This is a genomic window from Pseudomonas kilonensis (assembly GCF_001269885.1).
Lineage (GTDB): Bacteria > Pseudomonadota > Gammaproteobacteria > Pseudomonadales > Pseudomonadaceae > Aquipseudomonas > Aquipseudomonas kilonensis.
In genome coordinates this window covers 154760-169795 of sequence record NZ_LHVH01000019.1, presented here as the reverse complement: position 1 = coordinate 169795, position 15036 = coordinate 154760, and the positions used below count along the sequence as shown (strand labels likewise).

General features: G+C 61.7%; 11 protein-coding genes. All 11 read left to right on the top strand.

Annotation, left to right across the window (positions count from 1 at the left end; translation table 11 throughout):
• Positions 1 to 180 precede the first annotated feature (180 nt).
• On the top strand, positions 181 to 2055 hold the full coding sequence (locus tag AD662_RS13145; protein WP_053187809.1) for a 3-dehydroquinate synthase: 1875 nt from the start codon (positions 181 to 183) through the stop codon (positions 2053 to 2055).
• Positions 2052 to 2942 (top strand): UbiA family prenyltransferase, encoded by an 891-nt coding sequence (locus AD662_RS13140; RefSeq protein ID WP_053187806.1) that lies wholly within the window; start codon positions 2052 to 2054, stop codon positions 2940 to 2942. The genes AD662_RS13145 and AD662_RS13140 overlap by 4 nt, the downstream gene beginning before the upstream one ends.
• Positions 2939 to 3712 (top strand): EboA domain-containing protein, encoded by a 774-nt coding sequence (locus AD662_RS13135; protein WP_053187803.1) that lies wholly within the window; start codon positions 2939 to 2941, stop codon positions 3710 to 3712. Before AD662_RS13140 ends, AD662_RS13135 begins: the two co-directional genes overlap by 4 nt.
• A 39-nt stretch (positions 3713 to 3751) precedes the next feature.
• On the top strand, positions 3752 to 4636 hold the full coding sequence (locus AD662_RS13130; protein ID WP_024616373.1) for a TatD family hydrolase: 885 nt from the start codon (positions 3752 to 3754) through the stop codon (positions 4634 to 4636).
• The gene (eboE, locus tag AD662_RS13125; protein ID WP_053187799.1) at positions 4633 to 5862 is read left to right on the top strand and encodes a metabolite traffic protein EboE; all 1230 of its coding nucleotides are present in this window, start codon (positions 4633 to 4635) and stop codon (positions 5860 to 5862) included. Before AD662_RS13130 ends, eboE begins: the two co-directional genes overlap by 4 nt.
• A complete protein-coding gene (locus tag AD662_RS13120) occupies positions 5852 to 7297 on the top strand; it encodes an alkaline phosphatase family protein (protein WP_053187796.1) in 1446 nt (481 codons plus the stop codon). Before eboE ends, AD662_RS13120 begins: the two co-directional genes overlap by 11 nt.
• Positions 7276 to 8418, top strand: a complete 1143-nt coding sequence (locus tag AD662_RS13115) for a hypothetical protein (RefSeq protein ID WP_053187794.1) — start codon at positions 7276 to 7278, stop codon at positions 8416 to 8418. Before AD662_RS13120 ends, AD662_RS13115 begins: the two co-directional genes overlap by 22 nt.
• A gap of 10 nt (positions 8419 to 8428) precedes the next feature.
• Complete coding sequence (locus AD662_RS13110; protein WP_053187791.1) at positions 8429 to 10816, top strand: hypothetical protein; 2388 nt, start codon at positions 8429 to 8431, stop codon at positions 10814 to 10816.
• Positions 10817 to 10954: 138 nt separating this feature from the next.
• Positions 10955 to 11875, top strand: coding sequence for a hypothetical protein (locus AD662_RS13105; RefSeq protein ID WP_053187788.1), 921 nt, complete (start codon positions 10955 to 10957; stop codon positions 11873 to 11875).
• 19 nt (positions 11876 to 11894) lie between these two features.
• Complete coding sequence (locus AD662_RS13100) at positions 11895 to 13199, top strand: hypothetical protein (RefSeq protein ID WP_053187785.1); 1305 nt, start codon at positions 11895 to 11897, stop codon at positions 13197 to 13199.
• Between the two features lie 3 nt (positions 13200 to 13202).
• Entirely contained in the window at positions 13203 to 15011 is a 1809-nt protein-coding gene (locus AD662_RS13095; protein WP_053187782.1) for a hypothetical protein, read from the top strand.
• Positions 15012 to 15036: the final 25 nt, after the last annotated feature.

Here is a 15036-nt window from a genome sequence, read left to right as displayed (position 1 = left end):
GCCATCAGATCGCCTTGCAAAAACACACTGGCCGTCTAGATTCAAACCTGTCTCCGACCACATCACACACCACCCATAACAGCCCCTCGGGCGAGAGCGTCTATTGGCCTAAAACACACACTTGGCGTTGCTTTCAATTACTGACACGGAATCAGTCAATAACCACAAGAGGGATGCTTGATGAAGCATGGCCGTGGGTATCGTTTGCTCTCGCAAAAAGGAGCAGCCGGACATTTCTGGCTGTCATTGGTTTGCTTTTCAGCCCTGGTGATCGCCAGCTTCCTGTTGTTCGAACAACAGATCCAGGACTTCCTGACCCATCTCAACCTGTACCAGCCCTCGACGCCCGCGCAGAAACTCTACCTGGCGTTGTTGCTGATCGCCCTGCTGGCGCTGGACGTGGCGCTGCCGGTGCCATCGAGCATGGTCGCGCTGCTGGCCGTGGCCATGCTCGGCAGCGTGGGGGGTTACCTGGCGATTTTCGTGGGCCTGTGCCTGGGCGCCGGGCTGGGCTATGCCCTGGGAGCCGGCTATTTGCGCTTATTGTCCGGCCGCCTCGGCCTGCATCAGCGCCAGCCGGGGCAACTGGCGTACCGGTTGGGCACACTGTCGTTGATCTGCCTGCGCGGGGTCCCGGTATTGGCGGAAACCTCGGTCGTCGCCGCCGGGATGCAACGCTACCCACTGCGCGCCTTCATCCTGGTCACCACCCTGGCCAATGCTGGCCTGGCATTGGCCTACAGCGCCATCGGCACCTTTCTCGTCGAGCAGAACGCGCTGTTGGTGACCCTGCTCGCCAGCATGGTATTGCCCGGGCTGTTCATTGCCGGTTACAGCCTGTTCAAAAGCCTTCGCCGCAGCGACGCGGAGCAACCGTTGCACGGGCGCTTCAAGGTCAGCTACGACTACCCGGTGGTGTTCACCGATCATGTATTCGATCCGCTCAATCCCTGCCTGCACCGCCAGCTCATGGCCGGCCACAGGGGCCCGGTCACGGTGTTGATATTTGCCGATGAACAACTGCTGCACAGCGCCCCGCACCTGCTGGAACAGATCAACGCCTACTTCGCCAGCCATTTTCCAGACCTGCACCTGCAGGCGCCGCCGATCGCGGTCCCGGCCGGCGAGTCGAGCAAGGATTCGCAGGTGTTGCAGCGGCTGTACACCGACATGCTGAAACATGGCCTGGACCGGCATTGCCATGTGCTGGCCATCGGTGGCGGCGCGGTGCTGGATGCGGTGGGCTACGCCTGCGCCACCTTCCACCGCGGCATTCGCCTGATTCGCATCCCCAGCACCGTGCTCGCCCAGAACGACGCCGGCATCGGTGTGAAAAACGGCATCAACGCCTTCGGCCAGAAGAACCTGCTCGGCGCCTTCTATCCCGCCACCGCAGTCATCAATGACTTTCAATTGCTGACCAGCCTGACCCGACGCGACCAGATCGCCGGGCTGGCCGAGGCGGTCAAGGTCGCGCTGATCAAGGACCAGGCGTTCTTCCAGTGGATGGAGCAACAGGCCGACGCCCTCGCCCATTTCGAACATGGGGCCAGCCGCTATGCGATCCGCCGCTGCGCCGAATTGCACCTGGCGCACATCACCGGTGCCGGCGACCCGTTCGAACGCGGTAACGGGCGGCCCTTGGACTACGGCCACTGGGCCGCTCACAAACTGGAAAATCTCAGTCAGCACCGACTGCGCCATGGTGAAGCCGTCGCGGTGGGCATGGCCCTGGATGGGCTTTATGCCAATGCCCTGGGGTTGTTGAGCGACAGTGACACCGAACGGGTGCTGAACCTGCTGCTCAAGCTCGGCTTCTGCCTGAACCCGCCAGAACTGACCTTGAAAGATCCATTGGGGCGCTCGCAGGTTTTGCTGGGGCTGGAGGAGTTCCGCCAGCATCTGGGTGGGCAACTCTCCATCCCCATGCTCAGCCGGATCGGCGAGTCGGTGGACTTGCATGAAATCGATACCGCGCGAATGGAGCAGGCGTTGCAGCGGCTGTCCACCCAGGTCGAGCTTGCGCTGACCCTGAACGAGCGCTGTGCGCAATGAACCAGACGGCGCCGAACCTCAAGACCTGGCTGACCCTCGGCCGTGTGTCCAACCTGCCCACGGTGTGGACCAACACCTTGGCCGCCGCCCTGCTCGCCAGCAGCGCCGGGGCCCTGGCGCCGCCGTCTTCCCTGGTGTGGCTCCTGCTGCTGGCGGCACTGTCGCTGCTGTACCTGGCCGGCATGTTGTTGAACGACCTGTTGGACGCCGACTGGGACCAACAACACCACAACCCCCGCCCCATCACCCTGGGCCTGGTCAGCCGCCAGCACGTGCGGCTGGCCACTACGTTGTTGCTGGTGCTGGCCGCGGCCTCGCTGCTGGGCCTGAGCCAGTTGATCGAGCAGCCGCACTGGCTGCTGGGCAGCGCCACCCTGTTGGTGGGCTGCATTCTCGGTTACAACCTGCTGCACAAGAAATACGCCCACAGCGTCTGGCTGATGGGGGCCTGCCGCTCGGCGCTCTACCTCACCGCAGCGGCCAGTCTGGCGCTGCCACCGGGACCGATCTGGCTCTGCGCCATTTTGCTCGGTGTCTACATCAGCGGCCTGACCTACCTGGCCCGCCAGGAACACCGCAACCAACTGATCAGCCGCCTCCCCCTGCTCCTGATGCTGAGCCCACTGGCCTTGGCGATCTATGCAGGCAGCGCCTGGTTTTGGCCGGTGCTGCTGTTATGGCTTGGCTGGCTGGGCTGGCATTACTGGCACAACCTGGCCAACCCTCGGCAACGGCAGGTCCGCGCCTTTATCGGCGCTGGCCTGGCAGCCCTGCCGCTGTTCGATGCCCTGGTGCTGGCCGTGGCTAACCAGCCCTTGGGCAGCCTGTTATGTGTCCTGGTGTTTTTCCTGCTTCCTCATTTCCAACGCTGGATCAAGCCCACATGAACACGGACGTTACTGCACCGGCATCGGCGGCCCTCGACATGCGCCACGACTGCCTGAACGAACAACGGCAAAATTTCATTCGTCAGCTCGAAGAAACCGAGCGGCAATGGTGGCGTCAGGCACAGGAGCACCTTGCCCAACACCCGGACGCCAATACCTCGGCGCTCTTGAGCAGCCAGTGCAAGCGCCACCTCAAGGAGCGAGCACTGCCCGATATCATCGGCTGGAGTAACGTCCAAATGGCGCGAGCGTTGCTGCTGGCCCAGGTGCTGGAACAACATCCCGCCGTCGAGCAAGTCCCGCTGCTGCACCAATTGTTCCTGTGGGGCGACGACCAGGAAAAGGTCGCCACCTTGAAGGCCCTCGATTGGCTCGATAGCCGCGGGGCGTGCGTGGAGCTTGCACGCCAGGCCGGGCGCACCAGCAACAGCCAGGTGTTCGCCGCCCTCGCCCTGGACACCGCCTACCCGTCGCATCACTACAACGAACAGGCCTTCAACCAACTGGTGTTGAAAGCGCTGGGCATGGGCCTCGATGTACGACGCCTGATCGGCCTGACGCAACGACACAGCGTCACCCTCAACCAGTTGGCCCTCGACCTGCTGGACGAACAACTCGCCGCCGAACGAACGGTGTCCGCCGGACTGCCCCACGTCATTGCCTTCGCCTTGCTGAGCCCGGCGCAACGTCAGCGCCTGGCCGGCCTGGGCCAGCAACGACGCTTGCCGGCGCAATGGCACGAGCACCTGGGCGGCGTTTCGCCGAACTGATGCGCCACCGTCCCCCGCTTTTTTTGACGAGGATTCACCATGCTCAAGTACTTTGACCCGCATATCCACATGGTCAGCCGCACCACTGACGATTACCAGAACATGGCGGCCGCCGGCATCACCGGGGTGATCGAGCCGGCCTTCTGGCAGGGCCAGGCCAGGACCAGCGTTGGCAGCTTCATCGACTACTTCGACACGTTGTTGGGCTGGGAGCGTTTTCGCGCCAGCATGTTTGGCATCCATCACTTCTGCACCATTGGCCTGAACCCCAAGGAGGCCAATGATCTGTCGGTGGCCAACGAGGTGCTGGAGATTCTGCCGCGCTACCTGGTGAAAGACGGCGTGGTGGCGGTGGGTGAAATCGGCTACGACGACATCACCCCGGAAGAGGATCGCTTTCTCGCCGCGCAATTGGAGCTGGCCAAGCAATTCAATCTGCCGGTGCTGGTGCACACCCCGCACCGCGACAAGATTGGTGGCACCAAACGCACGCTCGCCGTCATCCGCGAGGTTGGCATCGCCGAACATATGGTGATCATTGACCACCTCAACGAACTGACCCTGCCCCTGGTGCTGGACAGCGACTGCTGGCGCGGCCACTCCATCTACCCCAACACCAAGATGTCGGAACAGCGCATGGTCGCGCTGCTCCAGCAGTACGGCACGGAAAAAATGGTGGTCAACAGCGCCGCCGACTGGGGCATCAGCGACCCGCTCAAGGTGCCCAAGACCGGTCAGGCAATGTTGGCCGCAGGTTTCAGTGAAGCCCAGGTCGAACAAGTGCTGTTCCACAATCCGGTGGACTTTTTTGCCCAGAGCGGCCAGTTGGACAAAGCCCTGGTCAGCACGCCCCTGCCCATCGATCAGCGACGGCAGTGGCAGGACAACTCCGCCCTGCGCGGCCAGGAACCGGTGATCAAATGAGTGCCCGCACGGGTTGGACGGCCACGCAGATCGGCTATTGCAGCAACGTGCACCCGACCCATGACCTGGGCGGGCTGCGCGCGTCCATCGAACGGCATTTCCAGACCGTACGCACACTGCGCGGGCTCGACACGCAGGACAGTGGATTGTGGATCAGCGCCCTCGCCGCCACCGAACTCCAACAAGCGCCGACCCGTGCGGATTTCCTCGACCTGCTGCAACGCAGCGGACTACGCCTGACCTCACTCAATGGGTTTCCCTACGGCCAATTTCACCAGGGCGCGGTGAAAGCCGACGTCTACCTGCCCAGCTGGGCCGATCCGCAGCGGCTGGCGTACAGCCTGGACCTGGCTCGATTTCTCGCCCAGGCCCTGCCAGCGGACTGTGCCCAGGGGGTGATCTCCAGCCTGCCGCTGGGCTATGCCGCCCACTGGAGCCCGACGCTACAACAACGTGCCGAGCAGCAACTGCGCGAGCTCACCGCCGGGCTGGCCCGGCTGCAACGGGAGACGGGCAAGAAGATCGTGGTCTGCCTGGAGATGGAGCCCGATTGCGTGCTGGAAAACACCGACCAGGCCATCGCCTTCTTCCGCCACTGGCAAGCCACGGACCCGCACCATGAACACCTGGCGCTGTGCTTTGACGTTTGCCACCAGGCCGTGATGTTCGAAGACTGCTATCAATCACTGGACCGATTGCGTCAGGCCCAGGTCCCCATCGGCAAGATCCAGTTATCCAATGCGCTGATTTGTCGCCTGCCTGAGAACGAGCATCGGCGCGAACAGGTGCTCAAGACATTGAGCGGTTTTGCCGAGCCCACCTACTTGCATCAAGTGAAAGCCCGCGATGGACAGGAGCGGTTATCGGCCTGGGCCGATCTCCCCGCGGCCCTGGATGATTGTGAGCAGAACCGCGCCTCTCATCCCGAACTGAGGATTCACTTCCACATTCCGCTGTTCAGCGAGCACCTGCTGCTGCCCGAACTCAGCGGCAGCCAGCTTGCCCTGTCGCAGACGTTCGACTTTTTGGCCGACCATGGGGATTTCCGCCCCGTGCTGGAAGTGGAAACCTACAGCTGGGGCGTCCTGCCCAGCCAGTTGCGGCCCACGACCGAGCACGCCCAGCTCCAGGGCATCGCGGCGGAGTTGCATTGGGTCGAGGATCAGTTGCAGCAGCGCCGCTTGCTGCAACCTCAAGCGCTGGAGGCCCATGCCCATGCGCTCTGATCCTGCGCGCCAGCCGCTGCTGCTGATCAACGTGGTCGGCCTGACGCCCGCGCTGTTGGGTGCCGCGACGCCCTGCATCAATGCCCTGTTGAAAACGGCCAAGATGGCCACGCTGCAACCGGTGTTCCCGGCGGTCACCTCAACCGTACAGGCTTCGATCCTTACCGGACAGCCACCGTCGGAACACGGCATCGTCGGCAACGGCTGGTATTTTCGCGATCAGGCCGAAGTGCGTTTCTGGCTGCAACCCAACGCACTGATCCAGGGGGAAAAGGTCTGGCAGACCCTCAAGCGTCAGTACCCCGGGTTTCGCTGCAGCCAGTTGTTCTGGTGGTACAACATGTATGCCGACGTGGACGCCGCCATTACCCCACGGCCGCATTATCCGGCTGATGGCCGGAAAATGTTCGGCCTGTATTCGACGCCGGCCTCGTTGCATGAGCGTATCGAGCAACAGATCGGCGAATTTCCCTTTCCAGGTTTCTGGGGGCCGGCGGCCGGCATCGCCTCGAGCCGCTGGATCGTCGATTGTGCCATCGCCGAATTCCAGCTCAACCGCCCCGACCTGCAATTGATCTACCTGCCCCACCTCGACTACAGCCTGCAACGCCTGGGCCCCGATCACCCGTCGATTGCCGACGAGGTACGGGCCATCGACAGTGAAGTCGGGCGTCTGCTGGACTTTGCCCAAGCGCAAGGCGCGGCGGTGATGCTGCTGTCCGAATACGGGATCGAAGCCGTCACCCAATCCGTTTCCATCAACCGGTTGTTACGTGCCGAGGGCTTGTTGCAGGTACGCCAATCGCTGACCTGGGAATTGCTTGATCCCGGTGCCAGTGCAGCGTTTGCCGTGGCCGATCATCAGGTCGCGCACATCTACGTGAAGCAAGCGCGCGACATCCCACGCGTCAAGGCGCTGTTGCAACGCCAGGCCGGCATCGAGCAGGTGCTGGATAAAACCGAACAACAGGCCTGGCAACTGGATCATCCCCGCAGCGGCGAGCTGGTGGCCGTGGCCGCCGCCGGTTACTGGTTCGATTACTACTACTGGTTCGACGAGCGCAAGGCTCCCGACTTTGCCCGCACCGTGGACATCCATCGCAAGCCAGGCTACGACCCACTCGAGCTGTTCATCGACCCGGCCATTCGCTTCCCGAAATTGAAAGTGGCGCGCCGCCTGCTCCAGAAAAAGCTCGGCTTTCGCTACTACATGGACCTGATTCCGCTGGACACCCGCCTGATCCGCGGCAGCCATGGCCGGCTGCCCGCGAGCGAGAAGACCGGCCCGCTGCTCATCACCAATTGTGATCTGTCGTTGCCACAGCACCTTGCGGCCACGGCGGTGAAGCAACTGCTCCTGGAACACTTCCAGGGGCGCCCTCATGCCGATACGGCGAATGCCAAGGAGCTTCCATGCGGCGAGCCATTTCCATAACCGTTCTCAGTGCCCTGGCCGGTTTGGCCCAGGCACAGAACACCAACAACTTCGACTGCAGCAACTTCCTGCAGTTTGGAGCCGACATCAACCAGACTCGGACCGCGTTTGCCCAGAGTCCCGAGACCATGGCCTGGAACTGGTTCGTCTGCTTGAACCAACCCAGCACCGCGCAAAGCAGCAATCTGGTGTGGGAGATGATGAAGCCCTCGGACCAGGTCTACCTGCCCAACGGCGCTCCACCGGGCGCCTATGACAGCTCCGCGCCGCTCCCGGCCGCGGTGGTGACGCAAGCCAAGGCACAAGGCATGGACCTGGCCCGATCCTTCCATAACATCAATGCCACCCAGCAGGTCGATGGCCTGATCCTGCAAATGGGCGGTGCCGTGCCCGACACCCAACAGGGCAACCCCGTACGCTTTCAGCTACTGATGGGCAAGGACACGTTCGATTACATCGTGCAGAAGCAGGTCTACAACGTGAATGGCCAGGCCGCCCTGGCCAACGACCTGAACTTCCCCCCCACCGCCTGGGAGTTGAAAGCCGCATGGCTGTGGATCGGCACAGACACGACCTACCGACAAACCCTGGTGAACGACGGCTACTACATTGCCCAGGCCTACTACCAGCAGGACGACGGTACTTACCAGGTCGGCTATGTGGCTTTGAGCGGTCTGCATGTCGTCAACAAACTGAACGCCGACTGGGTCTGGACCACCTTCGAAAACATCAACAACAGTAAATACACCGTCACCAATGCTGCCCCGCCTGCGCCGATGACCAACACCACGGGGCCGACTCCGGCCGCCAAGCCGGTGAATGCCAGCTTCCAGGCCAATAACCGGAACCTGTCGAAGTACGAATTGATCGGGGTCGAGTTCCAACCCATCACCCAGGTACTGGCCAACTCGCAACTGGAGTCGGCGTTCCAGAACACCTCGTCCTGCCTGGCCTGCCACAGCACTGCCGCTTACTCGAACGACGACGGCTATTTCAATTTCGCCCTGAACCAAGGGGGCGGCATTGTTTACCCGACAGCCCCGCTGCCAGCCTCAGACTTCGATGGCTACAAAAAACTGGACTTTGTCTGGTCGCTGAAACGCGCCCAGTGGCAACGCTAAGGAGCATGACATGAGCGTATTGAATTTCCCCCGTATCTACCTCAACGGCCATATGTTCTGGAACCCACCAACGGCCAACAACAACGACGTGTATCCGCTGTATGACGCGGTCAATGCGGACATCAACTGGCCGTTCATGAGCCACTTCGACATCAACGCCACGAACGCCCCCACCCAGTTGATGCCCTGGGCCATCAAGCCCCTGACAATGGCAGAGCTGCCGGCCTATATGCTGCAGGTACCGACCAATGCCAACCCGGATACCTACCCGTACATGCCCGCCGAATGGGATCTGTTTGGCGACAATGCCTGCGGCACGGTGAGCTACAAAGGTACTCGTTCAACGATCATTGGCGGCGAGCTGCAGGCCGACACCTACATCACCGAGGATGCGCTGGTTGGCCGGGACTACCAATTGCTCGGCAATCCCTTTGGCAGCAACGCCCCGACCGCCGCGCGTTTCGTGGACGTCAGTCCGTGGCAGAACACCTTCACCGCGTTGTATTTCGACAAGCTGATGCTGGGGGATGCCACGTGTGGCCTGACCCTCAATCGCCAGCATCGGATGATGGATCGATTCCTGAATTTCAATTGGGCCAGCACCTTCCATGGCCTGGTGTATGTCACCACCACCTGGCAGTCCTGCTTTCCCCAGGAGAACCTGGAATGGGTCATCGGCGATTCGGCGCTGCTGAGTAACCTCCAGCAGCAGATGAAGCTGCAAGGGGCAAAAGGCCTGATGTTCAGGTTATCCACCTACCTGACCTGCTACGACAGGAACGGTGTTTTCAACGACTTCCCGTACGTCAACACCCGTTCCAATGCCCCCTCGGATACGGCTCGTCTGCAAGCGATGTATCAGAAGGGTCTGGACAACGTCTCCGGCATTTTCTTCAACCCCGCCTACAGCCGCACCGCCGCGACCCTGGGCCTCTGGTTCGCCGATGAATACCCCACCGCCCCTGCCGGCCGGCGCCTGGTGCCCGCGCAGGCCGTATCTGTTGTTCAACCAAGTGGGACTCCCCAAAACGCCACACTGGGCGTGACTTCGGTGCAGATTACCGGCAACACCCTGTCGCTGGATCTGGCCAACACGTTCCCGTTCTATCCGGTAGAGCCCAATGCTCCCATCCTGACCGCCGAAAAGTTCCAGGCCGGCGACTATCAACTGGGTGTACGCGAGGGTGATCAATTCACGCCGGTCGTGGACTTCGGTTTCGACCGGTATAACCAGGCAGCCTTCGACAAACGCTCCGGCCTGCAGGACTTCCCCCTCAGCGGCGACGACCTGACGAAACTACAGTCCGGTCATCCATTGGAGCTGCGACTCAAGGCCACGGCCGCCCCGACACCGGTGATCGCCGCCACCCAGCAAACCTGGACCGCCGAAGTGGTGGAGAGCGGCAGTTTCATTGACGTGGGTGACCATAAGACACTGACCATCATGGTGCAGAAAAATGGTCAGCCGGCGGCCAATACCACGCTGTGGGTGGCGGAATATGGCAACCCCTACATGGTGACCACCAGCGACTACTACCTGGCCTCCAGCAACGCGGCCAATTTCACGCTGTTCTTCGACCACCCAGACGACCCCAACCAGAACAAGGCCAATCTGCCGAATTTCAATAACGCACCGCCCGTACAAAACTATCTGGCCAAAGGCAGCGGCCGCCGACTGACCGCGCTGCAGAATACGGATCTGCCCAGTGGAGACCCGATCGGTTATCAGCAATTCCTGCAGGGCGACGGCAAACCGGTCACGATCGACTTGCACCCTTGCCTGGCATTCGATGCCGGCGTCTACGCCACCGGAACCCTGATCGACGACGTCCACGCCACTCCGGTGGATTACTCTTATGTCACCACCACTACCGACGCCAACGGCATCGCCCAGGTGAGCTTCAGGGCTGTCGCCCCGGGCTTCCCGACCTTGCGTTTTTTCGTCAAGGACGGCGACAGCGATCCGGTCATTCCCTTCAGCTTTCCCCTGCCCCAGGCCTACATCGACTTCCTCACGCCGCTCCGTGTCCTGCCCTTGGACCTGCAGCTGCAACAGGACTTCATCAACTACTGGAACACCGTCTACAAGGATCAGAACGCCGCGACGCAGCTGTGGGAGGGTTTCCTCTACCCACGCATCCTGCAGACCTTCTATTACCTGTACCCCATCATGAACAAGTACATGCCGCTCAACTCCCAGGCGCGCGTCGAAGGCGCCATCGACCAGTTGATTGTGCTGATCAGCAAGCCCTACCAGGAGGAAAGCACGCTCTCGATGCCTATCACCCGTGACATGTCCCAGAGCCGCCGCGCGGTATTGGAGCTGTGGGCCAAGAAACTGGTGAAGCGCAACTATCCGCCACAACAACTCAAGATGAGCGATTACGACAACCTCTGAGCTTGTGTTGGACCTGAGCTTGCTCGCGATGAAGGCACCTCGGTCTTTCGAATGACCGCGTTATCGTTCATCGCGAGCAAGCTTTGCTCCCACAGGCTCGCACCCAGTGTCACTCGGTACTTTTCAAAGGAATGACCTATGAAAACCAGTATCTTGAACCGGTTATTGCTGTTGATCCTGCTGTTCAGCCCGCCTCTGTTCGCCCAGGACAGCGGTGCCGTGTACTTCACCATGGGCGTGCACAACACCGAGGGCTGCAACGAACAGAACGGCAACTGCATCGCCAAACGCCTCCCAGGCGAGCCTTCCGATCCGTTTTTCCCGGCGTTCTGGATCAGCGATTGGACCATGTACCGGGTGATGCACAACTACGAAAAAAACCCGCCGCCCTACAGCAATCCGCCCTCCACCCTGACCCCGGCGGACTACACCGTCTCCCGAGGAACCAGCTACTACGACACGGCCTATATCCCGGCCGATGGCGACGGTTTCGGTGCGATGATGGAGCACTATGAGAAGTACTGCCTGCCGATCTTCCCGATCAAGAACAACAACTACACCTGCTCCTTCGTGTCCCTGGGCAACAAGGCCTACTTCCTGACCTACCCACAGGATCGCCCCAAGGACATGCCGGCCTGCTGCATGTTTTCGCCGATGAATCATCCGCCGCGGCAAGACTTCATCCAGCACCTGCCCTACAGCGCCGAGCGCAGCCAAAACCTCGATGCCAGCGTGCAGGCCTACGCGCTGGACCTACAATCGCCGCAGGGGCCGATCCTGTTCGGCTATGCCTTCTACAAAAAGATGTCGGGACAACCGCCCTACCGGCCGCCCCAGTCGTTCTTTTTCTCCGGTGACACCAGCGTCGCCAATGCCCCTATCGTCAGCCAGAACTACACCAACTTCCGCATCGCCAAACCGGACCCGGCCCAGACCTGGGCGCAGGTGGCCGCGATGTGCCCGGCGAATCCACCGCCGTGCCAACTGTTCGAGCCACCGGCTTCACAGGGCAACGGGCAAAAGGCGCAGTGGAACAAGCTCATGCAGCGCAAACCCTGACCAATGACGAAGGATCGCCATGAACACTCCACTCCGTTTCACCCTGGTACTACTGGGTTTGGCCAATCTTCCGGCCCTGGCCTTGGAGCAATCCCAGGAACACGCCTTGCGACAGGCGCAGGCCACCAACCTGAATTGCCAACCCCCCAGCACCGCGCCGGCGGCCAACGCCAGCCAGGATCTGTTCGATCAATACAGCTGGCAGTTGTTCATCGCCATGAACTGGCCCGCCCAGGCGGGCCAACGCGGTGATCCCGACTGCAGCAAACAGCCGGGGGACCCCGGCTACACCGTCTGGCAGACCTACAAGACCGTGGAAGAAACCTTCCTGCCACTGGGGGCCGATCCAGGCCCCTGGAACACCCCACAGCTTGCCAAGAGCCTGGGCATCATCAACATCGCCGCGCTGAAGAACAGCTCCCAGGTGAATGCCGTCGACCAGGCCGTCGGCGGTTGGCTGATCGACCAGGCCGGTAACCCGACCTACTACGACATCTCGGCCAACGAGACCTCCTACAACTACATCGTCGCCAACCAGTTCTATAACGCCGATGTGGTTTCCAGAGCCAACAACATCAACTTTCCCTATGGGGTCATCGAGGTCAAATCGAGCTGGCGCATCCTCACCACGAATGACAACGCCAGCCGCTACCTGACCATGCTCGCGCGCGTGGCCACGTTCGACGACCAAGGCCAGCGCACCGGCGTCACCGAGGCCTACCTGGGCCTGGTGGGCCTGCACGTCATCACCAAGGTGAACGGCTATGCGCAGTGGATCTGGTCGACCTTCGAGCAGATCGACAACGTTGCGCCCAAAACAATGGTGAACGGTGTATGGGTCGACCAGCCGGCAGCCGGCACGGCCTATTCCTACTTCAACCCCAGCGCCCCGGCAGCCACCCTCAACCAGTCGCCCTGCGACTGGCAGACCCAGGGCACACACCTGGTCTGCGTGCCCAAACCCGGCACCACCTTCCAGACCCCGAACCCGTTGAACCGCTTCACGCCGATCGCCGAGATCACCAACGAGGTCAACGCCCGTTACCGCAGCGACCCGGACCTGCAACGCAGCGTATTGAAGTACTACCAACTCATCACCACCCAACGCCCGCTGATGCCGGACAACCCCAGCAACCCGCTGGGCCAGCCGACCCCCGCCCTTTCGGCCAACGTGACCATGGAAAGCTACATCCAGCCCAACAGCAGTTGCATGAACTGCCACTCCATGGCGACACCGGTCAAGAGTCCCTACAAATCCGATTACTCCTACCTGTTCAAATTCGCCAATGCGCCTGTCGGCAACACCATCAAGGACGAGGAATAACTCATGAGCATCCTGAACGGACCACGGCTGAACTTCTGGGGCGGCATCCGCACCGACGTCAGCCTGCCGAACAACTCCCCGACCATTCCTTACGATGGCAACGATGACTGGCCGCTCTTCGACCTGACCACCTCGACCCTGGCACCGGGCGCCGAGTCCTACTCCGATGACCAGTTGAACAACATGATCAATGCTCCCACCGGCGACTACTACACCGCCGGTGGCTGGAATCACTACGGGCAACATGTCGTCGACATGCAGAACGCCCTGATCAGCTCCCAGGGCATCCCCGGCAGCATCAACACCACCGGCGACCTGGTGGGCCAGGCCGTCTATTTGCTCGGTTCGGTGGACCCGGTGACCGGCCAGGGGCCCGTTTCCGGCCCGATGATGGTGGACCTGGACCCCACCGCCTCGACGACCACCCAAATCTTCGTCGGTGGCCTGCAGATCGGTGGCAACGACAACATCCAACTGCTGATCCGCAGCAACACCGTGTGCAGCAGTTTCGACGTGGCGGGACGTGTGCTGCTGCCGAAAAAAATGGACGCGCCGGGCTCTTTCCACGCCAGCGGCACCTTTCAACTGACCTTTCCCTTGAGCAGCATTGTCAGTTGGAACCAGAACAGCAGCGGCCTGCGCTCGATCATCCAGGCACCGGGGGCGACGGGCATCGTCCTGCGTTTCGTCATGTTCGAAATGTGCCCGACGATGACCACCGAACAACTGGACGCCGACTACGCCGCCGGCAAGTACACGCCCAACCCGAGCATCGGCCGGGTCATCGGCACACTGGCCCCGGCCTTCGCCGACGAGCCGCTGAACTGCCAGCCGGGCCGGCAACTGGTCAACCAGAGTACCGGTAATGCCGGCTATGCCGACCTGGGCGACACCGGTTACCTGAGCATCGACATGGTGAACGTCATTCCGAAGGAAACCTTCCGGGCCGCCAGGGACGACATCACCAGCCCGATCGGCCCCAACGCCGATTACGGGACCGTGACCATCAGCGCCGGCGCCACCATCCTGACGACCCTGGAGCCGACCAGCCGCTTTTTATTCGACTACTACGTGTATGGCGGCATCGTCGACCTGCCCCTGACCGCCGACCAGCTGCAGGCAGTACGCACCTCTGCCTTGGCGATCAACGCACCGGGCAAGGTCGCCGGGACCACGTTGCAGGCCACCGAGTCGACCTATCGGATCTATGCCGACCAGCGCAACGTCTACCTGGAGGACTACCCCAACGGCCTGTCGATCACCTTGCAGGTCAGGTACCTGGGCGGAGCGGTCCCCAGTACGACCGAAATCGGCCTGCAAGCGGCGGCTCCCGCTGTCTACGATCAACCACAATACTGGGACTTCCTCGACTTCCCGGATTCGTTGACCGTCGGCAGTGGCGAGCTGTCTGTCAGCTTTCCCGTCACCGTCAAGCCGGGCAGCGCCGCCCAGGCCGGTTTCGTCGCCCTGACCTGCACGGCCAACGGCCTCGACAGCAGCGCTTACTTCACCAACTTTCGCAAGTACGCCCAGACCGACTTCGGCATTCCCCAGGGCACCACCATCACCTGGCCGCTGATGTACCCCAACGTGCTGCGCTTTCACTACCTGGCGTTCCCCGCCATGTCGCGCTATATCCCGCTGAATCAGCCCGATGCAATCAAGGGTGCCAAGAACCCCATCCTCGCCCGCACCTCGGATGCCTACAAAGGCACCACGCTGTTCATGCCGGTGGTGCGCTCGATGTCGCCCTGCCAACGGGCATTGCTGCGGGCCTATCTCACCGGTGAACCGTGGCAACCGCCGCAATGACCGTATCCCCTGCTCATTCACGGAG